The following is a 25792-nucleotide window of genomic DNA, read 5'->3' on the forward strand; positions in this document are numbered from 1 at the left end:
CCGCGCCGTGCGCGGCGGCGCCGAGGGTTCGGCGGCACCAATATTCTGCGGCAAAGGGCAACCGGTGTCCGCACTTTCGGCGAGACCACCGCCGTCATCCGGGCATAAGCGGAAGTTTCCGCGGCGCCCGGCGACGTCCGCGCCTATGCGGGAAGGCTCAGCTAGCCGCCGTCGGGGGCCTGCAGCACCACGGCGGTGTGCGCGTCCACCGTGAACGTGCCTCCCCCGGGCACCTCGTCGGCCGGTGTGACCTCGTCGGGACCGGTGAAGACCACAACCTGCCAGGAGGCACCGAATTCCTTTGGCGGCAAGGTGAATTCGATCGGCTCGTAGTGTGCGTTGAAGCACAGCAGGAAAGAGTCGTCGAGCATGCGCTGCCCCCGCGCATCGCGGTCGGGGATGCCGTGACCGTTGAGGAAAACGGTGACCGATTTGGCGAATCCGGCGCCCCAGTCCTCGTCGGTCATCTCCGCGCCCTCGGGGGTGAACCAGGCGATGTCGGGCAGCCCGTCCTGACCGCGGCGGCCCAGTGGCTTGCCGGAGAAGAACCGGCGCCTGCGGAACACCGGGTGCTCGGCGCGCAGCGCCGACACGGTCCGGGTGAATTCGAGCAGTCCGGCATCGGCGCTGGACCAGTCGATCCAGGTGAGCTCGTTGTCCTGGCAATAGCCGTTGTTGTTGCCGTTCTGGGTGCGGCCGAGCTCGTCGCCGTGGCAGATCATCGGCACGCCCTGGGACAACAGCAGGGTGGTCAGGAAGTTGCGCTGCTGGCGGGCGCGCAGCGCGTTGATCTGCTCGTCGTCGGTGGGTCCCTCGACTCCGCAGTTCCAGGACCGGTTGTGGCTCTCGCCGTCGTTGTTGTCCTCGCCGTTGGCCTCGTTGTGCTTCTCGTTGTAGGACACCAGGTCGCGTAGCGTGAACCCGTCGTGGGCGATCACGAAGTTGATCGACGCCACCGGTCGGCGCCCGGTGTGCTCGTACAGGTCGGCCGATCCGGTGAGCCGGTAGGCGAACTCGTCGAGCGTGGCAGGCTCGCCGCGCCAGAAGTCACGGACGGTGTCGCGGTACTTTCCGTTCCACTCCGTCCACTGCGGTGGGAAGTTGCCGACCTGGTAGCCGCCCGGTCCGACGTCCCACGGCTCGGCGATCAGCTTGACCTGGCTGACGGTCGGATCCTGTTGCACGAGTTCGAAAAACGTCGCCAGGCGGTCGACGTCGTAGAACTCACGGGCCAGCGTCGAGGCGAGGTCGAAGCGGAAGCCGTCGACATGCATCTCGGTCACCCAGTAGCGCAGCGAGTCCATGATCAGCTGCAGCGCGTGCGGGTGTCCGACGTTGAGGCTGTTGCCGGTGCCGGTGTAGTCCATGTAGTACTGCTTGTCGTCTTCGACCAGCCGGTAGTAGGCGGCGTTGTCGATGCCGCGCATCGACAGGGTCGGGCCCAGGTGGTTGCCCTCCGCCGTGTGGTTGTAGACCACGTCCAGGATGACCTCGATGTCGGCTTCGTGCAGCGAGCGCACCATGGCCTTGAACTCCTGCACCTGCCCGCCCGGGGTGGTGGCGCTGGAGTACTTGAAGTCGGGGGCGAAGAAGCCAATGGTGTTGTAGCCCCAGTAGTTCGACAGCCCCTTGTCGACCAGGGTGGAGTCGTTGGCGAAGTGGTGCACCGGCATCAGTTCGATGGCCGTGACGCCGAGGCTCTTGAGGTGGTCGATGATCACCGGGTGCGCCACCGCGGAGTAGGTGCCGCGCAGCTGCTCGGGGATGTCGGGATGGGTCTGGGTCAGGCCCTTGACGTGCGCCTCGTAGACGACGGTGTCGGCGTAATGACGGTCCGGCGGCCGGTCGTTGCCCCAGTCGAAGTAGGGGTTGATCACCACCGATTTGGGCATGCTGGCGGCCGAGTCGTCGTCGTTGCGGCTGTCGGGGTCGCCGAAGTTGTAGCTGAACAGCGACTGGTTCCACTCGAACGAGCCGTCGATGGCCTTCGAATACGGGTCGACGAGCAGCTTGTTCGGGTTGCAGCGCTGCCCCGCGGCGGGATCGTAGGGACCGTGCACGCGGTAGCCGTAGCGCTGGCCGGGTTCGATGTGGGGGATGTACGCGTGCCAGATGAAGCCGTCGACCTCCGGCAGCGTCACGCGGCTCTCGACGCCCTCGGCGTCGAAGAGGCACAATTCCACCCGCTCGGCCACCTCGCTGAACACGGCGAAATTGGTGCCGGCACCGTCGTAGGTCGAGCCCAGCGGGTAGGGCCTACCCGGCCACACCTCTCCGGTGGGCGTGGGAACGAGGGCGTCTGCGGTGGTCATGGCGCTGTCAATACCCTGCCTACCCAGCCGTCAAACTGTGCACCGCGCCCCTTGTTGCCGGGACTAACCGAAAAGCTTTGGGGCATAGCCGGTCACGGCTTGAGTATGACCTTCACCGCACCGTCCTGCTTCTTCTGGAAGATGTCGTAGGCGTGCGGGGCCTCATCCAGTGGCAGCACGTGGGTGGCGAAGCTGTCGACGCCGAGCGGGTCCTCATCGGTCAGCAGCGGCATGATGTCGTCGACCCAGCGCTTCACGTTGGCCTGCCCCATCCGCAGGGTTACCTGCTTGTCGAACAGGGTGAGCATCGGCAGCGGGTCTGCCATGCCGCCGTACACGCCGATCAGTGAAATCGTTCCGCCGCGCCGCACGATGTCGATGGCCGAGTACAGGGCGGACAGCCGGTCCACGCCGGCGGTTTGCATGACCCGTTTGCCGAGCGCATCGGGCAACAACCCGGCAACCTGTTGCGCCAGTTTGGCCGCCGGAGACCCGTGCGCCTCCATACCGACCGCCTCGATGACCGAGTCGGTTCCGCGGCCGTCGGTCAGGTCGCGGATCGCGTCACCGAGCGAACCGTCCAGCCGCCCCAAATCGATGGTGTGGATACCGCGTTTTGCCGCGCGGCCCAGCCGCTCGGGCACCAGGTCAACGGCGATGACGCGGTAGCCCAGGTGATCGGCGATCCGCGCCGCCATGTCCCCGATGGGACCCAACCCGAGCACGGTGACCGAGCCACCGTCCGGGATGTTGGCGTAGTCGACCGCCTGCCACGCCGTGGGCAGCACGTCGGACAGATAGACGAACCGCGAATCCGGTGGTCCCACAGGGACTTTGATGTGAGTGAACTGCGCCTGCGGGACGCGGAGCAATTCGGCCTGTCCACCCGGGACCGAGCCGTAGAGCTCCGAATAACCGAACAACGGCGCTCCCATGCCCTGCTCGCGCACCTGGGTGGTCTCGCATTGGGTGTAGAGCTTCTCGCTGCACATGTGGCAACTGCCGCAGGAGATTTGGAACGGGATGACGACCCGGTCCCCCACCCTCAGGTCGCCCGTCTCGGTGCCGACCTCCCGGACGATGCCCATGGGTTCGTGGCCGAGGATGTCCCCGGTCTTCATGAATGCTCCGAGAATTTCGTACAGATGCAGGTCGGACCCGCAGATGTTGGTCGAGGTGACCTCGATGATGGCATCGGTGGGCTGCTCGATCTTGGGATCGGGCACAGATTCCACCCGGACGTCGCGTTTACCGTGCCATGTGACAGCCTTCATGTGAAGGGCGATACCCGTCTCGCATCCGTCGAAACGGCACGGCACCACCACCGGTTGATCCCGTGCTGCGGGGGATCACCTCGCGAGGCGAGCATGCAGGTCCACGAGCCCTGCGACGTGGTGGGTTCCGACATGGCCACCGCGGCTCCGGGTGGGTACGCACCGGCGACGTCGTGCTGGCTCACCACGAGGTCGCCGGTCGCCGGGTGGCCATCGAGCATTGGCAGGACGCGGCCGACCAGGGTCCATCGCCGGCGCATGCGCGGCGGTCCATCGAGCGAAATGAGGGGGTCAGGGGGCTTGTCTCGCCCCGGCTCACGCAAACACATTATCGGCCAACGCTTTTCGTCACACCGACCCCGCGATTACAGGATGCGGGTCACGATCCACCCTCGAACGCCGCCTACACTCGGGGCGGTGACCTCCATTGTGATCGTGGGAAGCGGCTTCACCGGATTCACCTGCGCCCGCCGGCTGGCCCGAATTATGCGCCGACGGCGCGCACCCGTCGACATCACGATGATCTCGCCGGTCGATTACATGCTGTACACGCCGCTGTTGCCCGACGTCGCCGGCGGCGTCGTCGATGCTCGCTTTGTCGCTGTCCCACTGGCCAATTCACTCAAGGGCGTCCGCGCGGTGCGTGGCCGGGTGGACGCCGTGGACTTCGACCAACGCACGCTGACCTATTGCGATCCCGAAGAACGCAGTCATCCGATGTCCTGGGATCGGCTGGTGCTGACGCCGGGCTCGGTCACCCGCTTGTTCGATGTCCCGGGGCTGGCCAGATACGCGCGCGGATTGAAGACCACCGCCGAGGCCCTCTACCTGCGAGACCATTTCGTCGAACAGCTGGAACTGGCCAACATCGAGGATGATCCCCGGGTGGCAGCGGCGCGGCGCACCGTCGTGGTGGTCGGCGCGTCGTATTCGGGCACCGAGCTGGTGGCCCAGCTGCGGGCGCTGGCCGACGCGGCGGCCAAACAGATGGGCTTCAACCCCGCCGAGGTGCGGTTTCTGCTGCTGGACCTGGCCGACCAGGTGATGCCCGAGGTGGGGAAGAAGCTGGGCGACGCCGCGCTCAAGGTGTTACGCAAGCGCGGCATCGACGTCCGGCTCGGCATCACCCTCAAGCAGGCCCACGCCGATCACGTTGTGCTCAGCGATGATTCACGCATCGAGACGCGCACCATCGCCTGGGTGACGGGGGTGACCGGCGCCCCGTTGATCCAGAACCTGGGACTTCCGACCGAAAAGGGCCGGCTCACCGTGCAGGCCGACCTGCAGGTGCCCGATCACCCCGAGGTGTTCGCCGCCGGAGACGCGGCCGCGGTTCCCGATCTGACCCAGCCGGGGAAGGTCACACCGCCGACCGCTCAACACGCGACCCGGCAGGGCAAGGCGCTGGCCCGCAACGTTGCGGCCAGCCTCGGTTACGGCAGCAGTAAGGAATACAAGCACCGCAACCTGGGCCTGGTGGTCGACCTCGGACCGCGCTACGCGGTGGCCAACCCGCTCAACATCCATCTGTCCGGGTTGCCCGCCAAGGCGGTCACCCGGTCCTACCACTTGTACGCGATTCCGCGGGGCGTCAACCGGTGGGCGGTGTCGCTGGCGTACCTGACCGACTTGTTGTTCACTCGCTCGGTCGTCTCGATCGGGTTGTCCTCCGAAGACGACGCGCAATTCACCGCCAGCGAAGGCATCCCGATGCCGAAGACGAGCTGAGTAGCCGAACCCGGCGGAGCTCAGCCTTCGGCCGACTGCTGCGCCATGGCGTAGGCGAGCTGTAAGAAGTCCGCGCCGGTCAGCGCGCTGAACACGCCCGCGATCAGCCGGGTGAATCGAGGCGCGAACACCAGGCCGATGGCGAACCCCGTGGCAACCCACATGTCCAGGCAGAACGGGCAGGTCAACAGCTCCCCCAGGCTGTGCCGGAGCTGGCTCTGCTCGCGGACCTCTTCCTGGACTTCGGCGGGCCCGCCCGTGCCCTTGTAGTGCGTAAAGGGTGCTCGCAGCGGGCTCGTCACCGCGTCCTTGGTCAAGGTGCGCGACAGTTTATGGGTGCCCAGGGTGAGCAGGAGCAGGTCCTGGACCCGCCACCGGGTCGGCAATCTGCGCCCGCTGACCACCGCGGCCAGCACCGCGACGGTCACCAAGACGCCGTATACGCCCATCACCGCCAGGTAGCCACCCAGCGGCCGGTTGTTGTCGCCGCGGTAGGCGTCCGCTTCCCGCCGTGCGCTGCCCGCGACCTGAGCACCGGCGTCCGTCAACTCACCCATCGCTTCTCCTCAATGGCATAGCGAGACGAGTACCCGGCGTCGGCCGGTGCAATCCGCGGTGGGGTCTACCGGGCGCCAGGGTCGACGGGCTGGGGCGCTTTCGCGGCTTCGCGCAAGTTGCGGTTGGTGGACCGCAGGTCGGTGTTCGCCGCCGACAGTGTGGCGTTGTGATCTTCGAGATCGAGGATGCGTGCGACGCCGGCCAGGTTGACCCCGGAGTCGACCAGCGCACTGATGCGCTTGATTCTGGCCAGATCGTCCGCGCTGTACCGGCGGGTGCCGCCCTGACTGCGCGACGGCGTGATCAAGCCGTACCGTTCGTACAGCCGCAACGACTGCACCGCGGTCCCGGACAATTCGGCGGCCACCGAGATGCCGTACACCCCATGGTCGGACGCCGGAGTATCCGCGTTTCCGCGGTAGTCGACCATCGCGCCTCCCCTTAGCTATCTGCTCAGAAAATCTGTTTAGCACACTTGCGTCATTCTGTCGACAGTGCTATACAAAATCTATGTCATTGGACATAGGAAATTGCCGACCCACCGCCTAGATTGGAGTGAGAGGTGACCACCATGCTGATGCGTTCAGATCCGTTCCGTGAGCTCGACCGCTTTGCCCACCAGGTCCTCGGTACCGCCGCCCGGCCGGCAGTGATGCCCATGGACGCCTGGCGCGAAGGCGAGAACTTCGTCGTCGAGTTCGATCTGCCCGGCATCGACTCCGAGTCGCTGGACATCGACATCGAGCGCAATGTGGTGACCGTGCGCGCCGAACGAGCGGCCGTCGATCCCAACCGCGAGATGCTGGCCACCGAGCGACCGCGCGGCGTGTTCAGCCGCCAACTGGTGCTCGGCGAGAACCTCGATACCGACAAGATCGAGGCCTCGTATGCCGAAGGCGTTCTGCGCCTGCACATTCCGGTGGCCGAGAAGGCCAAGCCACGCAAGATCACCGTCGGCCGCGGCGACACACCCCGGGCCGTCAGAGACAGCGCCGCCGAGCACGAGGTCATCAACGCCTGACCGACCGGCCGGCCGGGCGGCGGTCCCCCCGGTACGCGCCCGCGTGCCGACTCCCCCGACCGCCGCCCGCCGCCGGTTCCTAGCCACCAGTACGAACGTCCCGCCCGGTGTCATAGGAACGGAGACACGATGAAATGGGAACTCAACGGCCAAACGGCCAGCATCGAACAGGCGCTGGCCGGCGGCGCGGGGCAACCGGCGGGCTGGTTTCGGTTCTACTTCACCGACCAGCACTGGGAATGGTCGGATCAGGTGCAACGCATGCACGGGTATGAGCCCGGCACCATCACCCCGACCACCGAACTGGTGCTGTCCCACAAGCATCCCGACGACCGCGGACACGTCGCGGCCACCATCGAGCAAATAGTCCATACCCGCCAGGCGTTCAGCACGCGCCATCGGATCGTCGACACCCGGGGCAACGTGCACCACGTCCTCGTCGTCGGTGACCAGATCTTCGACGATGACGGCGATGTGATCGGGACGCACGGGTTTTATATCGATGTCTCCGGCCCGCAGGACCAAGAGCACGAGGACGCCATGAGCGCGAAACTCGCTGAGATCAGCGAGAATCGCGCCGGCATCGAACAAGCCAAGGGCATGCTGATGCTGATCTACGGCATCGGCGAACGCGCGGCCTTCGAGTTGCTCAAGTGGCTGTCCCAGGAAGCGAACATCAAGCTACGGCCGCTGGCCGAGCAGATCGCCGAAGACTTCCGCCACGCCGGCCTGCCGCTGAACACGCAGACCGAGTTCGACCACCTGATGCTGACGGCGCACCAGCGCGTCCGCTCCACCGACGGTCACGAGTAAACCGCCTGCAGGCCAGCGCCTTTCGCGCTCAGTGATCGATCAGCGGGGCGACCCAGTGCACCCGGGTGCCGCCCTCGGGCGGGCTGGTGATCTCACAGGTGCCGCCGAGTTGCTCGGCGCGCCGCTTCATGTTGGCCAGGCCGCTGTGCCGAGTGTTGCCGGCCGGGATTCCGCATCCGTCGTCAATCACGTTGAGGATGAACATGTCCGCGACGCTGATCTCGACGGTCAGCCGCGATGCTCCCGAATGACGCAGGGCATTGCTCACGGCCTCGGTGGTGACCGCTTCGGCGTGGTCGGCGAGTTCGGTGCCGACGGCGGTCACCGGCCCGTCCAGGCGCACGGTCGTGACGAGGTCACGGTTTTCGGTCAGGTCGGCGACCAGCCGCTGGATGCGCTGCCGGAAATCGCCGCCGGCGGCCAGCGGGGATTTGAGTGCGAAGATCGTCGTGCGGATTTCCTCGATGATGGTCTGCAGGTCGTCGAGCGTGCGATTGAGCCGGTCGGCCACCTCAGGCGAGCGCGCCCTGGCCAGCGCGCCCTGCAGGTTCATGCCGGCCGCGAAGAGCCGCTGGATGACGTGGTCGTGCAGGTCATGCGCGATGCGTTCGCGTTCGGCCAGGATGGTCAGCTGCCTCGCGTCCTCCCGCGCCGAGGTCAGCGCCAGCGCTATCGCGGCGTGCGTGGCGAAATCGCTGACCAGGTCCAGGTAGCTCTCGTCGAACGGCGGCTGGTCGGCACCGCGGGCGATGGCGATCACGCCGACGACCTCGTCGCGGGCGCGCAGCGGCATTAGGATCGCCGGGCGCTGCCCGATGTCGGTGAAGGCCTGGATCGGGTACCGCAACTCCTCAGTGATCAGCGGTTCGCCGGACTTGAACACCGCGCCGCTGGTGGAGCCGTCCACCGGGACTCGCTGACCGAGCACATCGGAGGCGTGAATCCCCACGGCGGCGGAGACCACCAGCGTGTCGACCTCGTCGTCGGGTGCGTCGGAGTCGGCCGGCACCAGCACGATGGCCTGCTCGGCGTCGGTCAACACGCGCGCGCGTTCGGCGATCAGTTGCAAGGGACGTTGGTGCGGTTCGGGTCGCGACAGCAGCGCGGTGGTGATCTCGCGGCTGGCTTCGATCCACTTCACCGATGTCCGTTCGCGTTCGAAGACCTGCGCGTTGTCGATGGCCACCGCGGCCGCGAACGCCAACGCGCGCGCGGCGACCTCGTCGGACTCGGAGAACACCCGCGCCGGATCGACATGGGTGAGATACAGGTTGCCAAACACGGTGCCGCGGATGGTGATCGGGACGGCCAGGAAGGCGCGCATCCGCGGATGGTGTTCGGGGAAACCCACCGCGGCGTGGTGCGTGGTCAGATCGTCCATCCGCAGCGCGGGCGTATCCAGTAGCGACAAACTCAACAACCCCTTGCCGACCGGCAGGTGTCCGATGCGCCGGACCGTCTCGGCATCCATGCCCTCGTGGACAAAAGACATCAAGTTGCCGTCGCGATCGCGGATGGCCAGCGCGCCGTACGGGGCGGAGGTCAATTCCCTTGCCGCGCTGATGATCCGGTGTAGCGTGGCGTCCAGGTCGAGGCCCGCGCCGATCTCCACGATCACCCGCAGCAATCGCTCCATCTGATCGCGCGCGGCCAGCAGCTCGTCGAGCTGGGCATGCATCTTGCTGACCAGCCCACGCTGTCCGAGTCCGGCGAACGCCGAGCCCTGTTCGCCGCCGGTCACCCAGACCAGTCCGGCGCCGTCGACGGTGGGCCGGACCGCTGATTGAGTTTCGACGCGAACACCGCCGCCTGGGTGCGGCGCTCCATGCCGAGTTTGGCCAACAACCGCGACACGTAGTTCTTCACCGTCTTCTCCGCGAGGAACATCCGCGCGGCGATCTGGCGGTTGGTCAATCCTTCGCTGAGCAGTCCGAGCAACGTGCGTTCCTGCTCGGTGAGTCCGGACAGCGGGTCGTCGCGCGTGGTCGTGCCGCGCAGCTTCGCCATCAGCGCCGCGGCCGCCCGGTTGTCCAGCAGCGACTTACCGGCACCCACCTCCTTGATCGCGTGCGCCAGCTCCATGCCCTTGATGTCCTTGACGACGAATCCGCTGGCACCGGCCAGGATCGCCTCGAGCATCGCCTCGTCGGACGTGAACGACGTCAACATGAGGCAGCGCAGGTCGGGATGATCCGATACCAGGTCGCGGCACAGTTCGATGCCATTGCCATCGGGCAGGCGAACGTCGAGCACGGCCACGTCGGGCTGCAGCGCCGGTATCCGGGCTTTTGCCTCCGCCACCGTGCCCGCCTCGCCGACGATCTGGAGATCGGGGTCGGAAGCGAGCAGATCGGAAAGACCGCGGCGGACGACTTCGTGGTCGTCGACCAGGAACACCTTGACCATGGCGGGCCCTTTCCTGCCGGTCTCGCAACTGGAAAGATTCGCGGCAGACCAAACCAATATCCCATATTCTCGACGGGAGCCATCGAGAAGCAACGGGTTCAACGACTTTGGTCCCCACGGCTGAGGACCTTCGGCCGACGCCCCGGCGGGCGCCGCGTCAATAGCCTTGCGGCACTGGCCCATTGCGGACACCGGTCGCATTCGGGGAAGGGAATCTTGATGACCGACGACGGAGTCACCGTCCTGCCGGTGCACGAGTGCTGGGAGCTCCTGGGCAGCCTGGCGCTGGGCCGGCTGGTCACCTACGCCGACGGTCAGCCCGACATCTTTCCGGTCAACTACGTCGTCCAGCGCCGGACCGTGCTGTTCCGCACCGCGGCCGGAACCAAGCTCGTCAGCTCCGCGATCGACAATCGGGTGCTCTTCGAGGTCGACGACCACAACGTCGCCGAGGCATGGAGCGTGATCGTCCGCGGCACCGCGCGGTCGCTGCGCACCCCTGAGGAGCTCGAAGAGGCCGAGCGCGCGCAGGTGTTGCCGTGGACCAGGCCGGAAAAGACGCACTATGTCCGCATCGTTCCGCAGAGCGTCACCGGCCGCCGGTTCCAGTTCGGGTCACCGCCGGGTGACGTTTAGCGGCCGCGATCAGTTCGCCCACTCGACGAAGTCGCCGAGGTCGCGTCGCGGCGTCGCCGGCAGCGGGTCGGCGTTGATCGGCGCCCAGCCCACCCGAAGCAGCATCTGCGGGTAGTTGTTGTCGCCGAAGATGTCGGAGCGGACCGCTTCGCGGGTTGCGGGCATCTCCAGGGGTTCGGTGACCGGGCAACTGGCCAGTCCCGTCGACGTCGCGGTGAGCAGCGCGACACTGGTGGCTTCCCCGGCACGCAGCTGCGCCAGCCGGTCGTCGTGGCGGGTGCCGAGCGCGAGCACCACGGAGTTGTCGTCGGCCGAGGACGAATCCGGTGCCATCGGCAGGACCGCGCCGGCGAACAGGCGACTCGGGATCTTGGCGTCCGGATCGGATATCGGCGTATTGCGGGCGGGAACACCCGCGACCGAGAAGTAGCGCCCGCTCCACGCCGTGAGCTCGGCGAGATAGTCCTGGGTCAGGTGATCGCGGACGGATTCGACGACGATGTCGTGCAGCCTGTCGATGTCTTCCACCTGGCACAGCGTGACGCCGGAGCGGGCGGCGCGCGCCGCCATCAGGGCGATATCACCCATGGGCACCGGCCAGGAGCTGTAGTGGCGGCGATCGGTGCGCCGCCGCGGGATTGCGGCCGCGAGTGCGACGTCGACGTAGTCGGCGACCTGAGGGGACAGCTCGATCGTGGCGAGGTGGGTGGGGTCGTCGGCGTTCGGCAACCGGCTCACCCGGGAGCGCCATCCCACCGCCGCGAACGCCGCAACGCAGTGATGCAGCGCCGTGCCGCAACTGAGGATCAAGTCGCGGCCCTCGGGGTCGGTGTTGGGCAGTTGCCGGCCCGGATCGGCGTACAGCTGCAGGCTCGCCGCGTCGACGCGCCACCGCCAGGGTTGGGTGTTGTGCACCGACGGCGCGCGCGACGCCAAAGTCAGGGCGGTCCGGATCGTGCCGGCGTTCGGAAAGTGGCTGTCCATACCCGGTCCCTCTCTCGCCTAGCGCCTTGCCGATATCCACGATCACGCGTTCTCGGCGGCCCCGCGAGGGCACGACGGCTCTAGCTCAAGGGACTTTGGCAATATTCGTGGCCGGTCCGCCGCGGGGCCATCCGCCTTTATGCTGAGCACGATGGCGCATCACGGCCCCGATCCCACCACGCCGCTGTGGCGCGCGGCGCAAGTGTTCGGCCTTTTCGACATGCTGTTGGGAACGGTCATGCCAATAAGCCTGCGGCAGCGGGCCGTTGGCGGGGATCCGTAAGATTACTCAGATTTGGCGGTGCGATCGCGGGGCCGCATCAGCAGCGCCGCCGCCGCTCCCGCGGCGCATACCCCGATCGCGGCGGCGACCACCGTCGCGACCTCGACTGAGGCGAATTTGGAGTCTACGAGCGGTTTGACCACCGCCACCGCGGCCAGCGCGGGCATCACCAGCCGGACCCACCAGGCCACCACACTGTCGCCGGGAATCCGTGAATTGGCCTCTGAGACAAACACATACAGTGCCATCAGCAGCAGGGGCGCCGCGCCCAGGATGACCAGCCCGATCCAGCGCGCGCCGTGCGCCGAGACCACGGCGGCAATAACCGCGACGAGTCCCACCACCGCCAGTCGCAGACCGGCGTTCGGTGTCGCCTCGCGCGTGACCGCCAGGCCCACGGCGGCGCGCACCGCGGCCCAGCCGGAGACCAGCGCGGCGGCCACGACCAACGCGATGCCCGCGATGGCCATCCATTTCTGGCCGGGGTCGGCGTAGAACTGTGGCACCGCTTCGGCCAGGTGTCGGGCGCTCCATCGCCAGGGCCCCACCACCCCCTGGTGATCACCGACCCACAGCACCACCCCCGCCACGGCCACCAACGCAACGGCCAGCGACATGGACCTGCCCGGCCTGGCTATGCGCGCGCTGCGGACCGTGACGAGTTCAACGCCCACCATCCCCAGGCCGAAGCCGACGAGCTGACCGGACAGTTGGGCCTGCGTTGCGGCCGTGCCGATGACGACCGCGTCACTGCCCGCGGCGACGCGGGCCGTGACCGCAACGGCGAGGTAGACGTAGACGAGCAGGCCCGCGAGCACCAGCGGCGCCACGACCGACGCGAGGCTCCGCGTCGGAGACACACACGCGGCGGCACCGACGACGATAGCGGACCCCACGGCGACAACCGGTAGCCACGACACAATTCTGGCGGGGCCTTCGCTTGGTGAAAACAGCTGCAGCAGTTCCAGTCCGAGGTAAGCGGCGAACTTCGCGGCCAGCACCAGGTAGGCGCACAGCTGAACGATGCCCGCGGCCGTCGCCGCTCGCCGGCCCAGGGTGGCGCCGATCAGCTCGGCGGTATTGCGCGCGTTAGGCGCGTGCGCATGCAAGCGCGCCAGGGCGTAGATGACCGGAACCATGACGGCCGCCCCGACCACGGCGCCCAACCCGTGCACCGCCGCGGACACGATCACGGCCATGCTCAGGCCGGCGGCCTGCCAGGTCACCAGCGGAGACTTCTTCGACCCGGATCCCGGCCGCGGATTCGCCCGCAGCATTTTCTTCGGCATTGCCTAAGCATGACCCAGGGGTAGGAAATTGAACCCTGTACGCAGCGCGGTTTCGCTAATTTTGTAGGCCACACGGTCAACGTTGCGGGCCAACCGATTTATCGAACGGGCTCGGCGGCCTTGGCGGGCTCGTCCGGTTCGGCGGCACCCCGGTCGCGTGCCGCGAGAGCACCCGCGATCGATGTGCAGGCGATGGTCAGCAGCGAGCCGAACATCAACGCCGACGCTTCGCCCGCGGCAAGCAGGTGCCGCTGGGTGCCGATGGTGGCGGCGGCCACCGCCACGCCGAGCTGCGTGCAGGACATCACCGCGTAGGTGAGCGGCTGGCCGAGCAGGCGTCCGACACAGTGCGCCAGCACACCGCCCAGCCCCAGACCCACGCCGAGCAGAAGGTATTTCGGCTGCGATCCCAGCTCGCGTACCTGAAGCGAGGCGCCGAGCCAGACGAAGAACACCGGGCTGAAGAAGCCCTCGGTGATGCCGAACAACTGGCGCGCCAGGCGCCGCGGCTCGCCGACCGTGGCGATCACCAACCCAAGCGCGAAGCCCGCCAGCATGATCGACACGTCGGTGCTGACGGCCAGCATCGCCAGTCCGAACAGCACCAGCAAGTTGATCCGCAATTCCAGCGCCAGCTGATTCTGGTGCGAATAGTCGTGCATGCGTTGACGCCAGCCCCGGCGGTCGACCCAGCGCAGCACCACGAAAAGCAGCACCCCGCAGCCTGTGATCGTTAACCCGCCCAGCGCCGCCGTGGCCGCATGATGGAAGTCAATTACCAAGGGCAGCAATACGATACAGGCCGCATTCGCGATGGCGATCTGCGCGGTCACGGACAGCACCTGCGGCCCGCGCAGCCGCAGCGAGTCGATCATCGGCAACGTCATGGCCGCCGAGGACGAGGCCATCAGCACGGCGTAGAGCGCCGCGTGTCCGGTGCCGAACTGCCTGGCCAGCCCGAACCCCAGGGCCGCCGCGGCGGCGCCGGCCAGGACCGCTCGGGCCAACGCCTTCGGCACGGCCGAACGCATCGCGGGGTCCCGCACCGGTACATGGCTGCCCACGACGAACATCACCAGCGCGAAGCCGATGTTGGCGAATAATTGGAAGGTCGGGTCGGTGGCATCGACGACGCCGAAACCGGTCTTGCCGATGACCAGCCCCGCGATGAGTTCGCCGACGATCACCGGTATCCGCAGGCGTGGCACCGAGGCCAGCACCGGGCCGGCGAAACCGACGGCGGTCAGCAGCGCCAAGGTGTTAAAGCCGAATCCCTGCACGTGGCCATTTTGCACGGTGCGGTGTCAAACGTGGCGCAACTGAGCGCTCAGGCGTCGATCACCACGCGTCCGGATTTCGCGCGGGAGACGCAGACCAGCATTTCGTCATCGCCTTCCGCGGCACGCCCGCGGCGATCGACCTGCCCGCCAAGCACTTTGACCTTGCAGGTGCCGCAGAACCCCTGCTGGCAGGAGTACGCGGTGGTCGAATCGCGGTCGAGCATGACGTCCAGCGCCGACCGGTTCCCAGGCACACGCAGCACCCGCTGCGAGCGGGCCAGTTCCAGTTCGAAGGGAACCCCGTCGACCACCGGCGGAGGGCCGAAGCGTTCGTAATGCAACGGCGCATCGGCGTGTTCGTTACGCGCGATGCGCACCGATTCCAGCATGGCGGTGGGGCCACACACGTAGACAGCCGTCGCCGGCCCGGCGTCGGCAAGCAACTCGGACGCGGTGGGGAATCGGCCGCGCTCGTCGTCGGCCCACACGGTGACCCGGTCCGGGTCCACCGCGATCACCTCGTCGAGCAGCGGCATGTACTCCCGGCCGCAACCGGCATACACCGCGCGCCAATTGATTCCGCGCTGCTGAGCCGTTTGGATCATGGGCAGGATCGGTGTCACCCCGATGCCGCCGATCACGAACAACACCTCGCGCTCGTCGGTCACGAGGTAGAACGCGTTGCGCGGGCCTTCGAACTCGAATTGGTCGCCCACGTGCAAGGTGTCGTGCATTTCGATCGAGCCACCGCCGCCCTCGGCGATGCGGCGCACCGCGATACGGTAGTCGGTGCGCCGACCGGGCGCACCACACAGCGAGTACTGCCGGCGGCGACCCGATGGCAACCGAACGTCGATATGCGCGCCGGGTGTCCAGGACGGCAACAATCCCCCGGCCGGGTCGGCCAGCGTCAACGCAACCACATCGGGCGCCAGCAGTTCGCGGTTGGTGACGACCGCGGTGGTGGTGCGCTGCACGGACCGCACCCGCGAGGACGTCCACCGCGACGCCGAGGCCAGGCCGCCGAACAACGCACCGACCCCGTACAACGCCGTGTACATCCGGTCACGTTTGCGGCGGCCGTACAAGTCGGCCGGAATGCCATCCCAAATAGTCTGTGTCACAATCATCCTCACATCTGGCCTAGGCCGCGACGGTCGGTGGACTGGGCGATCAGGTCGACCCACTCACCGGTGAGCCGGGCGATGACGTCGGGATACGCGGTGACCACCCAGTGGCCGCCCTCAATCGGCACGACCCTGCTGCCCTGCGGAATGGATCCGGTAAACCGTTGCAGCGCAGGAGATACGAAATAGTCCTGGCGTGCGACCAGCACCTGCACCGGCACGGTGGTCTGCGGCAATTGCGCCGGGGGTGACAGGATTGGTGCCGGCATGTTCGCGCGGTACAGATTCAGCCCGTTGAGATAGTCGTCGGTAGAGCGGTACGCCGCACCGCGCCTAGTGCCGGCGCTCGCCCCACCGATGCGCTCAACCGCATCAAAAACTTTCACCGTCGCCCGGAAGCGGATCGCCAGCTCCGGCACGCGCGGGCACAGGAAGAACCAGATGTAGGACGAGGCCAGGATTTGCTTGGCCACGTCGAAAAGCGCCCGCGGCGTGCGCGCTGACCGCAGGAACTTGCCCACGCAACTCAGATGGGGCCCCGAGACCGATGTGAACGAGGCGACCTTACCCATCACCGTGTCGTCGGTGACCGCCGCCCAGGCCTGGATCGACCCCCAGTCGTGGGCCAGCAGGTGCACGTTGTCCACGCCGAGGCGCTCGATCACCGCGCCGACGTCGGCAACCAGCTGTGGGAGCCGATACCCGGAACGGTCTGCCGGCGTTGAGGATTGGCCGGCGCCACGCACGTCGTACGCCACCACGTTGAATCGGCGACCCAACGCCGTGGCAACCCCGTCCCACACGTGATGGTTATCGGGGTAGCCGTGGATGGCCAGTATGGTGGGCCGCCCGGGATCGATGTCGGTGTAGGTGTGCACCGCCAGCCGCACGCCGTCGGAGGCGGCGACCGCGGTTGAAGCCACTTCGGTCGTCATCGTCAGTGCGACGCGCGGGCGGCGGGTGAGCGGGCCAGGTAGTCGACCGCGCGACCCACCCCGCCCAGTTGGGAGGGATGGAAACTCGGGGTGTAGTAGGCGCCGATGACCCGCAGGAACTGGAATGGCCCGGGAACCAAACCCCGGCGTGCAGCGCGGAAGTAGTCCCGCCACCGCGGCTTGGTGCCGGGCGGCAGGTAGGGATCGACGGAGTACATGAACCGCACACCGCGGACGAACAACCACAGCAGCGCCGGTGTGATCAGCAGCTGGGTGCGCACCTGCCGCCAGTACCCGGCGCGCAGGTGCTTCATGGTGTCGAAGGCGACCGCCTTGTGCTCGACTTCCTCGGCGCCGTGCCAGCGCAACAGGTCCAGCATCACCGGGTCGGTGCCCATGGCGTCGTGCTGAGGGGTGTCGAGAATCCATTCGCCCAGAATGGCGGTGTAGTGCTCGAGTGCGGCCACCATCGATACCCGCTCGAGCAACCAGCTTTGGCGACGGCGCGGACTCCATCGCGGCCGGTCGCCGATGAGTTGGCCGAACAGCCAACGCATTTGGTCGGTGAACGGCGTCACGTCGATGTCTTTGACCGCGAAATGTCCGAGCACCCCCGCGTGCGCCTGGGAATGCATGGCCTCCTGGCTGATGAATCCCTGCACATCCCGCCGCAGTTGATCGTCTTTGATCAGCGGCAAGGTGTCCTTGAAGGCGTCGACGATGAACTCCTCACCCGCCGGCAGCAACAGGTGCAGCACGTTGCAGAAGTGGGTGGTGAAGGGCTCGTTGGGCACGTAGTAGAACGGCAGCGTCGACCAGTCGAAGTCGACGTCACGCGCCTGCAGGACGATCCGCTCGTGGTCGAGCGAAGCGTCGTGCGGGCCGGTTGCCTTGTCATCGACGGTGAACATCGTGGCCATCCCTTTCCGTCGCGTCCGTCGCCAGATCGTAAGGCTAGGCGCTGCGCTGCGCCTCGTCCTCCACCTCAGTGATCAAGCGCTCGCTGCGCAAGAACCGGACCAGATGGTCGACCGTTTCGGTCAGGGCCGGCTCGCGCAGGCGCACCTTGGTCAGCCCCCGCCGGTGTCGGTATTGCGTGTTGTCGTAGCGCTTGTCCCGCATCGCCGCGATCTTGTCCGCCGACCGGGTGAGGAAGTCGACCAGTGGGTACATCTGGTCGTTCGGCGTGCAGCGGCGGTTCAGCTGCTCGGTGAACGACGGGATGTCGTGGTACTCAAAGCGATACCCGTACCGCTCGGACAGGATCCTGGTGACGTCGGTGAGGTTGTAGTAGTCGTCCGCGGTCATGTTGAAGACGCTTCCCGACTCGTCCGGCAGGCCCATCAGCGTGACGATGTGATCCGCGATCAGGTCCGCCGGCAGCAGGCTGATCTGGTTGAGCGCGTTGACGGCGACGCCGTGCTCGATCATGAACGCCGTGAGCCGCACCAGGATGTCGTCCTGGCTGCCGAAGCCCGCCCGGGTCGGCGAGATCAGCGAGGGCCGGTAGATACGGACGTCGAGTCCCTTGCGCTGCGCGGCCAGTGCCAGCTGCTCGCCGACCCACTTGGTCTGCGAGTAGCCGAAGTCCAGGCCGGCCATCTTTTCGTTGGCGTCCCACTCCCCGACCACCGGCTGGGTGCTCCAGCCGTAGATGAAGGTGCTGGAGACGAGGTGGAAAGCCTTGCGGTGGTTGGTCATTGCCAGCCGCAACAGCTCTCGGGTGCCCTCCACGTTGGCGGGACGCAGGGCGTCGTAGGTGCGGACGTAGTTGACCAGGGCGCCGTTGTGCACGACGGCATCGACGTCCTGCGCCAGCTGTTGAAAGGCCGCCTCGCCGATGCCCAGCGCGGGCTCGGCGAGATCGCCGCAGATGATGCGGACCCGTGCACGGACGTCGGCTTCCAGCGCCGGTGTCCACAACTGGGCGCGACGCAGCGAGGCGACGATGCGGTCCAGGCCGTGCGCGGCGTCCGTGGCGCGCACCAGTGCGTGCACCGTGTAGGAGGTGCGCGTCAGCAGGCTGTTCACCAGGAACGGCCCCAGGAATCCGGTCGCCCCGGTGAGCAGGAGGTCGGTGGGCTCACCCGGCCGCGCGGGTGCCAGTTCCGGCAGCGGCAGTGCCGCGTCGGCGCGCATCTGGGCGGCCTCGTCGGCCTCGTACTCGGCGGAGATCTGATCCAGCGCCCGGCGCAGTGCGTCGAGCGGCTGACCGGATCCCTCGCCGAATTGGCTTATCAGCCCGAAGAATTCGGACACCGTCAGCCGCTGCAGCAGGCGAGTGTTGACCTCCTCGGCCAGCTCGCCCGCGCCGTTCTCCTCCAGCAGCGCCTGCAGGTCCGTGCGGAGTTCGGCCAGCGCCAGCGAGTCGATGCCGAGATCGGCGAACGAGCAGTCCTCGTCGCCGGTGAGGTCGTAGCTCTCGATGAGGTTGCGGAAGCGCTCCAGCGGACCGCCTGCCAGCCCATCGTGAGCCCGGTTGGCCGACTGGTTGATCCAGCTCGTGAAGGCGGGCAGCTTGTCGTCCAGCCACAGTTGGCGGGTAGAGGCGCGCCGGATCTTCCCCGACGTGGTCTTGGGAATGCTGCGCGGCGGTGCGAAGACGATCGCGTGCGGGTCGATGTGGCAGTGCCGCCGGATCGCACGGGCCATGGCCTTGGCGTCCGGAAGGTTGTGCTCGTCGCGCACCTCGGCGACGACGATCAGCGCTTCGGACTCGTCGTGCTCAACCGAGAAGGCGGCGACGCAGCCGCTACGCACGTGCGCGGCAGAGCGCTCGACGACGGCTTCGATGTCGGAGGGGTAGCAGTTGACGCCGCGGACGATGATCAGGTCCTTGCTGCGGCCGCAGACGAACAGCTCGCCCTCGTAGAGGAAGCCCAGATCGCCGGTCCGCAGATAGGTGTGCTCGTCATCGCCTGCGACGCGGGCGCCGAACATCTCCGCGGTGAGTTCCGGACGATTCCAGTAGCCGGCCCCCTTGGAGGGTCCGGCCAGCCAGACCTCGCCGACCCGCCCCTCGGGCAGCGCCTGCCGCGATTCCGGATCGACGATGCGCACCAGGGTTCCCTCGATGGGCTTGCCGCAGCTGACCAACGGGACCTGATTGCTGTTCTCCGGCAGTGCCTTTTCGACGCGAGCGACGTTGCGCTCCAGCCCACGCTTGTTCACCGCGATGGTCTGGCGCCCGCGAATCGACACAATCAGGGTGGATTCGGCCATGCCGTAGGCGCCGGTGAGTGCCTCGGGCCGCAGACCGTGCTCGGCGAACCGCTCCCGGAAGCGAGCGAAGGTGTTGGCGCGCAGCGGCTCTGCCCCCACCACGATGCATTCGAGGCTGCTCAGGTCGACGCCGGCCAATTCGGAGTCGGGCAGCTTGTCCTCGCGCAGGCAGTATTCGAGCGCGAAGTTGGGCCCCGGCGTGTGGGTGGCGCGCACGTCGCTGATGAGCCGAAGCCACGACGACGGCCGGGCGAGGAAGTCCAGAGGCGACATCGCGTGCGTCGAGCCGCCAAGCAGCACGATGAACATGTAGGCCGAGATCAGCCCCATGTCGTGGTGCTGCGGCAGCCACGAGGCCAGCACCACGTCGCCGGTGAAGGCAAAGCCGTTGGCGATGACGTTGGCGTGGGTGACGATCACGCCCTTGGGATCGCTGGTCGAGCCCGAGGTGTATTGCAGGAAAAGCACCTCGCCGGGGGTGTCCGCGACGGGAGCGCCGCCGAAGTCCTGCGCGCCGTCGGTCGCGTACCAGGGCAGCTCCGGCAGGCCGGCATCGGATCCGCGCGTCCAGACCTGCTCGCCGTCACGCTGGCCCAGCAACTGGCGGAAGTCGTATTCGAACTGCTTGGTCGACAACACGGCCACGGCCTGGCAGTCGCGGGCGATGAAACTGAGCTTGGCGAGCCCGGAATCGAAGGACATCGGCAAGGGAGGGCTGACCGGAACGGCGATGACTCCGATCCGCGCGCACGCATACAGCGCCGCGATCATCTCCAGACCGGGCGGGTAAACCAGCAGCGCACGATCGCCTGACTTGAGGCCGGCCTCCCGGGACAGGTAAGCGGCCAGCTCGCGGGTGCGTTCGGCGAAGGCCTGGTAGGTGTAGTGCTCGAGTTCGCGGCCGTCGGCGTCGACAAACCGGAAGAGGGTCTGGTCCGGCCTCTGCGCTTCCCACTTGTGCAGGTAATCGATCAGCGTCTCCATCGTAGGAGTGATCCCCCTTCCAGGTTGGCTTCGCCCGAGAATGACTTCCGTCGTAAATATAAATCCAATGTAGCGCCGCGCACCCGGCACGAGCAAAGTCTCGAGCAACCTTAATGGCCACCGCACACTACATTCACAGGATAAACTTAGAAGCCGAAATTAATTGCACGAATGCTGATCTACGTGCATACGTATGTCAGTATCTCAGTGGTCAACGAGCAGGCATTACAGCCGCTCGTGGACATGAAATACTGAACTGCGTATCTACGAATTCACGTGTTTCCTATTTGCGGCCCAACGCGTAGACGGCCCAAAATAAGACTTTTATTTTCATCACACCTATTGACGCAATTGCAAAGCGGAAAACACCAATTTCCGACGGGGTTCTACGCGCCCGGCAGGCCGGGGGCCGCCGAACCGGCGGCGTGCCGGCCGATCCGCGCGACGGCGCCGTCGGTAGCCGGCTACGCGGGCTGGGCGATGCGGATACGCGGGCCCGCGCGGGCCACCAGTTTCACGATGCCGAGGAAACGCTCGCCGTCGATTATGGGCGACAGCGGCTCGTCCTCGGCTTCGATGATCATCTCGTGGCCGATGACGTCGCGTAGCCCTTCGCCGCGCAGCATGCCGTTGGTCAGGGCCGTCGGGAGCTGCGCCACGATCTTGGACGGTCGCAGGTTTCCGGCCTGAAAATGCAGCGCACCGGGCTCGGAAGCCTTGGGGAACAACCGAAACGGGCCACCGATGCGCAAGTCGATAGCGCCGGCGTGCAGCAGGCTGTGCGTGCGCGAGGGGACCTCGTCGCCGTCGATCACCACGCGCGCTCGGGTCGGGGTGAACAGGATGGAGGCGAAATTCGGCGTCTTCACCCGGCCGGGGGCGACTTTGGAGGTGATGTAGTCGCCGAAGCTACGGCCGATCACCCGGGCGACGGCCAGCCGACCGTGATCCGGTGAGTCGTAATACCGGTCGTAGAACCGGTTTCCGACGCCGCCGGCCGCCAGCCCGAAGCAGAGCCGGTGAAACGCCGCGCCGTCGGCGGTTTCGCCGTCGAGCACCAACGTGTCCAGGCTCACGTCGGGCGGTGGTCGGTCGGCCTCGGCGGCGGCCGTCAGCGCACGGATGATCCCTTCGGGTCGCCCGCGCACCCGGGCCTTGCGTGCCACGGCATTGACGCTGCCGCCATTGGTCGGGACGAACGCGGGCCAGCGTTGCGGATCGCTGACGCAGCGCTCGATCTCGTTGATCAACCAGTGCAGTGCGCCGTCGCCGCCGTCGCCCACCAGATGGGTGACACGGGGGGCGAGCTGCCGGATGGCGTCGCGAAGCTCCTCGATCGAGTTGGTCTGGTGCACCTCGCCGCGGGAGCCGACGATGCGACGCAGTCCGGCGATGCGGTCGGCGGAAGCGGCGCGATTCTTCCGCGCTTTCGGATTGACGATGATGCCTAGGTACATCCGGCGATCCCCGGCGCGTACCCGACAAGATTCCGCCCGTCGGGCAACCGGTCAGGTGGGATTTCGCTGGTCATCCCAGGCACGATACCCGGGCGTACCGGAGGACCAGTAACGCTGCCGCACTCAGCCGAACGGCGCCGCGGCCCGAGAACCCCCGTCGCAATTGCGAAGTTAGGGTGTTTGCCATGCCCGATTGGACCGCAGCGGAGCTGCCCTCGTTCGCCGGACGCACCGTCATCATCACCGGGGCCAACGCCGGGCTGGGCGAGATCACCGCCCGCGAGTTGGTTCGAGTCGGCGGCCACGTCATCCTGGCCGTCCGCAACACCGACAAGGGCCGGGCCGCCGCCGCACGCATGACCGGGTCGGCAACCGGGAAGACGGCCGGGACAGCCGAGGTGCGCCAGCTCGACCTGCAAGACCTGTCCTCGGTGCGGCGCTTTGCCGAGGACATCGAATCCGTCGACGTCTTGATCAACAACGCCGGCATCATGGCCACCAAGCACGCGGTCACCGTCGACGGCTTCGAGGGCCAGATCGGCACCAACCACCTCGGCCACTTCGCCTTGACCAACCTGCTGTTGCCCAAGCTGACCGACCGCGTGGTGACGGTGTCCTCGCTGATGCACCACTTCGGCTACATCAGCCTCAAAGACCTCAACTTTCAGTCCCGGCCGTATTCGGCGTGGCTGGCCTACAGCCAGTCGAAGCTGGCCAACCTGCTGTTCACCAAGGAGCTGCAGCGGCGCTTGGACGCCGTCCCCACCTCGCTGCGCGCGCTGGCCGCACACCCCGGCTGGTCGCACACCAACCTGCAGGGAAACTCCGGCCGCAAGCTGGGCGACGCGGCGGTCCTGGCGGTCGACCGGATCGTGTCCACCGACGCCGACTTCGGCGCCCGTCAGACGTTGTACGCGGTCTCGCAGGATTTGCCGGGCGACACCTTCGTCGGCCCGCGATTCGGACTGTACGGTCGCACCCAGCCGACGTGGCGCAACTGGCCGGCAAAGCGCGCCCGCACCGCCACCGCCCTCTGGGAACTGTCCGAGCGGCTAACCGGGACCAAATTCCCGCTCTGAGGCGTCCCGGCCCGGGCAATCCTGTCGCGCGCCCGCCGCGCGGGACGCGGCTAGATTGGATGGGTAGCGCAAACCGCACCCAGCGAGGAGGTAATGCCATGTCGGACGCGAATCTGGCGGCCGTTCTCGCCCTCTGCGCCGCGCTGGCGTCCGCGATCGGCAACGTGGTGCGGCAACGTTCCGCACAGGAGGTCACCGACAAACGGGTGGGCCACCTGACGTTGTTCGGCATGCTGCTGCGCGACAAGCGTTGGTGGCTGGGCGGTTTGGGCGACATCGGCAGCTATGTGCTGCTGGCCGCCGCGCTGGACAAAGGCTCGGTTTTGCTGGTGATGTCGTTGCAGGTGACGGCGCTTCTGTTCGCGCTGCCGATCTACTCGCGGATGACCGGTAACCGCATCACCCGGCGGGAGTGGAGCTGGGCGCTGGTGCTGGCGGTGGCGCTGGCCGTACTCATCGCGGTCGGCGACCCGACCGGCGGCCAGCAGCGGGCGCCGCTGCACACGTGGATCGTGGTGGCCGTGGTGATCGGCCCCCTGTTGCTACTGGGTTTGCTGGGCGCGCGCATCTGGTCGGATCGCCCGGTCGCTGCGCTGCTGCTGGCGGCGGTGGCGGGCACCTTGTTGGCGGTGTTCGCGGTCCTGATGAAGGGTGTCGTCGACATCCTGGAACACCAGCCCGGCCACGTGTGGCAAACCTTCGAGCTGTACGCGCTGGTGTTTTGCGGGGTCGCCGGAATGATCTATCACCAATCGGCCTATCGAGCCGGCGCGCTCACCGCCTCGCTGCCGACGATCATCGTGGCGAAGCCCGTGGTCGGTGGGATCCTCGGCATCATCGTGCTCGCCGAGACGTTGGAAGCCGGCGGCTGGGAGTGGGTTGTCCTCGCGGTGACGCTCGTCGTGGTGATCGTTGCGACGGTCGGCTTGGCTCGCGGCGAGGCGGCCTCCATGTCGGCCGGGGCGGGGCGTGACGTGAAGGCCAGCGCCAGGCCGAAGGCCGCCTCCCAAGCCTGAGCGGCCGACGCATTCACCTTGCCCGGTAAGCGTTTTCACCACACGGGGTCGGCGGGCGCACGCCGCTACGGGTTGATGGTGTTGTCGCCGACCTGGCGGCCCCAGACGTATTCGATCGCATACGGCGATCCGGTGTCCAGGTGGTTGTAGGGGGCGATGCTGTTGCCGGTGTCCATGATCAGCTCGGGTGCGGGCCACAGGTCGCGGGTGATCTTCTGCCAGCATCCCGGGGCGCCGCCGGGGCCGCCGCGCGCGTTCACCCGCGGCAGGTTCTCCGGATAGGTGTAGGGGTTGGGCGCGCCGCCGACCACCCCGGCGATGCCACCCACCAGCGACGCGATGACGGGCACCGCGGACACCGGGTTCGCGATCAGCCCCAGCCCGGAGAGCACCTCGGTGTCCATGTTCAACGAGTAGCCGTTGAATCCGCCCTCGGCCGCGCCGGTGGCGGGCAGCGCATCGTGTTCGCTGCGCATAAGGCAATAGATTTCCGGGCTGTAGGTGTCCAGCAGTTGCGCCGTCGGCACCAGGTCGGCGGCGCCGCGCGCCAGGTACGGGCCGCCCTTGTTGAACAACTCCGCGCCGGTGTTGCCGAACCCGGCCGCCGACAACAACGCCTGATCCAGATCCTTCTGCTGGGCATTGATGGTGCGCGAGGTGATCACCGCATTGTTCAAAAAGTCGAACAGATCCGGCGACGCGTTCGCATACGTATCGCCCAGCGCGGCCAACCGCTGAATGTCCTTGCGCGCCTGCGGCATCTGCGGATTCACGTCATCAAGCAACGCATTCGCATTGGTCACCGACTGACCGAACTTCTCCCCCAACCCCGTCAACGACTGCGCCGCCGCGCTCAACGTCAAATTCAGCTTGACCGGATCCACCTTCTCCGCGATCGACGTGATCGTCTGAAACAGCGTGTTGATCTCGGTGGTCACCGATCGCGCATCGATCACCGTGTGCGTCGAGATCTTCTGCGGCGACGGGTTAGCCGGCGTCGTCAACGACACATACTTACCACCGAACACCGTCGTCGCCTTGATATCGGCATTCACATTCGACGGAATCAACGCCAGATACCGCGGATACACCTCCAACGTGAACTTCGCCGCCGGCTTCCCATCACGCACCGTCTCCGAAATCGACCCCACCCGGCCGATCTCCACCCCGTTATAAGTCACCTTCGAACCCGGATCCATCACCAACCCGGCCCGCGCCGCCAGCATGGTCAACTGCGTCTTGGGGGTGAAGGCACCCCGGAACTGGATGTAGACCAGGGTGAAGATCACCGCGAGCACCGCGGCCACGATGAAGGTGATCACCTTGTAAGGCGGCTCGCGCGAGTCGTTGATCTGAACGGGTGAACCCTCCATGGCGCTACGGCTTGC

The 25792-nt window shown here is 67.0% G+C and carries 22 protein-coding genes; 7 read left to right on the plus strand and 15 right to left on the minus strand.

What is annotated here, in order from left to right:
- Positions 1 to 161 precede the first annotated feature (161 nt).
- The gene (glgX, locus tag MTY59_RS01435) at positions 162 to 2312 is read right to left on the minus strand and encodes a glycogen debranching protein GlgX (protein ID WP_221044101.1); all 2151 of its coding nucleotides are present in this window, start codon (positions 2310 to 2312) and stop codon (positions 162 to 164) included.
- A gap of 92 nt (positions 2313 to 2404) precedes the next feature.
- Positions 2405 to 3586 (minus strand): zinc-dependent alcohol dehydrogenase, encoded by a 1182-nt coding sequence (locus MTY59_RS01440; RefSeq protein WP_221044102.1) that lies wholly within the window; start codon positions 3584 to 3586, stop codon positions 2405 to 2407.
- Positions 3587 to 4003: 417 nt separating this feature from the next.
- On the opposite strand from MTY59_RS01440, the gene MTY59_RS01445 reads away from it, so the two are divergent.
- Positions 4004 to 5314 carry an NAD(P)/FAD-dependent oxidoreductase gene (locus tag MTY59_RS01445; RefSeq protein WP_221044103.1) on the plus strand — a complete coding sequence of 437 codons (1311 nt, stop codon included), beginning with the start codon at positions 4004 to 4006 and terminating at the stop codon, positions 5312 to 5314.
- A gap of 20 nt (positions 5315 to 5334) precedes the next feature.
- On the opposite strand, the gene MTY59_RS01450 is transcribed toward MTY59_RS01445, so the two are convergent.
- Both MTY59_RS01450 and MTY59_RS01455 read right to left on the minus strand, forming a co-directional pair.
- The gene (locus tag MTY59_RS01450; protein WP_221044104.1) at positions 5335 to 5871 is read right to left on the minus strand and encodes a DUF1360 domain-containing protein; all 537 of its coding nucleotides are present in this window, start codon (positions 5869 to 5871) and stop codon (positions 5335 to 5337) included.
- A gap of 65 nt (positions 5872 to 5936) precedes the next feature.
- Positions 5937 to 6302, minus strand: coding sequence for a MerR family transcriptional regulator (locus MTY59_RS01455; protein ID WP_221044105.1), 366 nt, complete (start codon positions 6300 to 6302; stop codon positions 5937 to 5939).
- Positions 6303 to 6443: 141 nt separating this feature from the next.
- Between MTY59_RS01455 and MTY59_RS01460 the strand changes: the two genes are divergently transcribed.
- Together MTY59_RS01460 and MTY59_RS01465 are read left to right on the plus strand one after the other, a co-directional pair.
- On the plus strand, positions 6444 to 6893 hold the full coding sequence (locus MTY59_RS01460; protein WP_221044106.1) for an Hsp20/alpha crystallin family protein: 450 nt from the start codon (positions 6444 to 6446) through the stop codon (positions 6891 to 6893).
- Between the two features lie 129 nt (positions 6894 to 7022).
- Entirely contained in the window at positions 7023 to 7706 is a 684-nt protein-coding gene (locus MTY59_RS01465; protein ID WP_221044107.1) for a PAS and ANTAR domain-containing protein, read from the plus strand.
- 28 nt (positions 7707 to 7734) lie between these two features.
- On the opposite strand, the gene MTY59_RS01470 is transcribed toward MTY59_RS01465, so the two are convergent.
- Both MTY59_RS01470 and MTY59_RS01475 read right to left on the minus strand, forming a co-directional pair.
- Entirely contained in the window at positions 7735 to 9384 is a 1650-nt protein-coding gene (locus MTY59_RS01470) for a sensor histidine kinase (RefSeq protein ID WP_221046200.1), read from the minus strand.
- Between the two features lie 59 nt (positions 9385 to 9443).
- Positions 9444 to 10112, minus strand: a complete 669-nt coding sequence (locus MTY59_RS01475) for a response regulator (RefSeq protein WP_221044108.1) — start codon at positions 10110 to 10112, stop codon at positions 9444 to 9446.
- A gap of 219 nt (positions 10113 to 10331) precedes the next feature.
- Here MTY59_RS01475 and MTY59_RS01480 point away from each other — a divergent pair, with 219 nt between their 5' ends.
- A complete protein-coding gene (locus MTY59_RS01480; RefSeq protein WP_221044109.1) occupies positions 10332 to 10748 on the plus strand; it encodes a pyridoxamine 5'-phosphate oxidase family protein in 417 nt (138 codons plus the stop codon).
- Positions 10749 to 10757: 9 nt separating this feature from the next.
- Here the strand turns inward: MTY59_RS01480 and MTY59_RS01485 are convergent, their stop codons facing one another.
- The gene (locus MTY59_RS01485) at positions 10758 to 11732 is read right to left on the minus strand and encodes an Acg family FMN-binding oxidoreductase (protein ID WP_221044110.1); all 975 of its coding nucleotides are present in this window, start codon (positions 11730 to 11732) and stop codon (positions 10758 to 10760) included.
- 151 nt (positions 11733 to 11883) lie between these two features.
- On the opposite strand from MTY59_RS01485, the gene MTY59_RS27605 reads away from it, so the two are divergent.
- Positions 11884 to 12015, plus strand: a complete 132-nt coding sequence (locus MTY59_RS27605) for a hypothetical protein (protein WP_284145702.1) — start codon at positions 11884 to 11886, stop codon at positions 12013 to 12015.
- A gap of 2 nt (positions 12016 to 12017) precedes the next feature.
- Here the strand turns inward: MTY59_RS27605 and MTY59_RS01490 are convergent, their stop codons facing one another.
- From MTY59_RS01490 to MTY59_RS01520, 7 genes are all read right to left on the minus strand, one after another.
- Entirely contained in the window at positions 12018 to 13304 is a 1287-nt protein-coding gene (locus MTY59_RS01490; protein WP_221044111.1) for a hypothetical protein, read from the minus strand.
- 98 nt (positions 13305 to 13402) lie between these two features.
- Positions 13403 to 14599 (minus strand): cation:proton antiporter, encoded by a 1197-nt coding sequence (locus MTY59_RS01495; RefSeq protein ID WP_221044112.1) that lies wholly within the window; start codon positions 14597 to 14599, stop codon positions 13403 to 13405.
- A gap of 32 nt (positions 14600 to 14631) precedes the next feature.
- Entirely contained in the window at positions 14632 to 15714 is a 1083-nt protein-coding gene (locus MTY59_RS01500; RefSeq protein ID WP_221044113.1) for a PDR/VanB family oxidoreductase, read from the minus strand.
- 2 nt (positions 15715 to 15716) lie between these two features.
- Positions 15717 to 16646 (minus strand): alpha/beta fold hydrolase, encoded by a 930-nt coding sequence (locus MTY59_RS01505; RefSeq protein WP_221044114.1) that lies wholly within the window; start codon positions 16644 to 16646, stop codon positions 15717 to 15719.
- A 2-nt stretch (positions 16647 to 16648) separates the two neighbouring features.
- Positions 16649 to 17557, minus strand: coding sequence for a metal-dependent hydrolase (locus MTY59_RS01510; RefSeq protein WP_221044115.1), 909 nt, complete (start codon positions 17555 to 17557; stop codon positions 16649 to 16651).
- A 43-nt stretch (positions 17558 to 17600) separates the two neighbouring features.
- The gene (locus tag MTY59_RS01515) at positions 17601 to 20852 is read right to left on the minus strand and encodes a thioester reductase domain-containing protein (protein WP_221044116.1); all 3252 of its coding nucleotides are present in this window, start codon (positions 20850 to 20852) and stop codon (positions 17601 to 17603) included.
- 464 nt (positions 20853 to 21316) lie between these two features.
- On the minus strand, positions 21317 to 22309 hold the full coding sequence (locus MTY59_RS01520; protein WP_221044117.1) for a diacylglycerol/lipid kinase family protein: 993 nt from the start codon (positions 22307 to 22309) through the stop codon (positions 21317 to 21319).
- Between the two features lie 185 nt (positions 22310 to 22494).
- Between MTY59_RS01520 and MTY59_RS01525 the strand changes: the two genes are divergently transcribed.
- Positions 22495 to 23388, plus strand: coding sequence for an oxidoreductase (locus tag MTY59_RS01525; RefSeq protein ID WP_221044118.1), 894 nt, complete (start codon positions 22495 to 22497; stop codon positions 23386 to 23388).
- Positions 23389 to 23486: 98 nt separating this feature from the next.
- Entirely contained in the window at positions 23487 to 24404 is a 918-nt protein-coding gene (locus tag MTY59_RS01530; protein ID WP_221044119.1) for a DMT family transporter, read from the plus strand.
- 65 nt (positions 24405 to 24469) lie between these two features.
- Here MTY59_RS01530 and MTY59_RS01535 read toward each other — a convergent pair whose 3' ends face one another.
- A complete protein-coding gene (locus MTY59_RS01535; protein ID WP_221044120.1) occupies positions 24470 to 25777 on the minus strand; it encodes an MCE family protein in 1308 nt (435 codons plus the stop codon).
- Between the last annotated feature and the right edge of the window lie 15 nt (positions 25778 to 25792).

The sequence above is a fragment of the Mycobacterium senriense genome (assembly GCF_019668465.1).
In the GTDB taxonomy this organism is placed as follows: domain Bacteria; phylum Actinomycetota; class Actinomycetes; order Mycobacteriales; family Mycobacteriaceae; genus Mycobacterium; species Mycobacterium senriense.

Coding starts and splice junctions, on each gene's coding strand:
- MTY59_RS01475 (WP_221044108.1), bottom strand. CDS start 10,112: ATGGTCAAGGTGTTCCTGGTCGACGACCACGAAGTCGTCCGCCGCGGT.
- MTY59_RS01525 (WP_221044118.1), top strand. CDS start 22,495: ATGCCCGATTGGACCGCAGCGGAGCTGCCCTCGTTCGCCGGACGCACC.
- MTY59_RS01480 (WP_221044109.1), top strand. CDS start 10,332: ATGACCGACGACGGAGTCACCGTCCTGCCGGTGCACGAGTGCTGGGAG.
- MTY59_RS01490 (WP_221044111.1), bottom strand. CDS start 13,304: ATGCCGAAGAAAATGCTGCGGGCGAATCCGCGGCCGGGATCCGGGTCG.
- MTY59_RS01465 (WP_221044107.1), top strand. CDS start 7,023: ATGAAATGGGAACTCAACGGCCAAACGGCCAGCATCGAACAGGCGCTG.
- MTY59_RS01455 (WP_221044105.1), bottom strand. CDS start 6,302: ATGGTCGACTACCGCGGAAACGCGGATACTCCGGCGTCCGACCATGGG.
- glgX (WP_221044101.1), bottom strand. CDS start 2,312: ATGACCACCGCAGACGCCCTCGTTCCCACGCCCACCGGAGAGGTGTGG.
- MTY59_RS01515 (WP_221044116.1), bottom strand. CDS start 20,852: ATGGAGACGCTGATCGATTACCTGCACAAGTGGGAAGCGCAGAGGCCG.
- MTY59_RS01510 (WP_221044115.1), bottom strand. CDS start 17,557: ATGTTCACCGTCGATGACAAGGCAACCGGCCCGCACGACGCTTCGCTC.
- MTY59_RS01460 (WP_221044106.1), top strand. CDS start 6,444: ATGCTGATGCGTTCAGATCCGTTCCGTGAGCTCGACCGCTTTGCCCAC.
- MTY59_RS01500 (WP_221044113.1), bottom strand. CDS start 15,714: ATGATTGTGACACAGACTATTTGGGATGGCATTCCGGCCGACTTGTAC.
- MTY59_RS01485 (WP_221044110.1), bottom strand. CDS start 11,732: ATGGACAGCCACTTTCCGAACGCCGGCACGATCCGGACCGCCCTGACT.
- MTY59_RS01450 (WP_221044104.1), bottom strand. CDS start 5,871: ATGGGTGAGTTGACGGACGCCGGTGCTCAGGTCGCGGGCAGCGCACGG.
- MTY59_RS01530 (WP_221044119.1), top strand. CDS start 23,487: ATGTCGGACGCGAATCTGGCGGCCGTTCTCGCCCTCTGCGCCGCGCTG.
- MTY59_RS27605 (WP_284145702.1), top strand. CDS start 11,884: ATGGCGCATCACGGCCCCGATCCCACCACGCCGCTGTGGCGCGCGGCG.
- MTY59_RS01520 (WP_221044117.1), bottom strand. CDS start 22,309: ATGTACCTAGGCATCATCGTCAATCCGAAAGCGCGGAAGAATCGCGCC.
- MTY59_RS01535 (WP_221044120.1), bottom strand. CDS start 25,777: ATGGAGGGTTCACCCGTTCAGATCAACGACTCGCGCGAGCCGCCTTAC.
- MTY59_RS01505 (WP_221044114.1), bottom strand. CDS start 16,646: ATGACGACCGAAGTGGCTTCAACCGCGGTCGCCGCCTCCGACGGCGTG.
- MTY59_RS01470 (WP_221046200.1), bottom strand. CDS start 9,384: ATGCATGCCCAGCTCGACGAGCTGCTGGCCGCGCGCGATCAGATGGAG.
- MTY59_RS01440 (WP_221044102.1), bottom strand. CDS start 3,586: ATGAAGGCTGTCACATGGCACGGTAAACGCGACGTCCGGGTGGAATCT.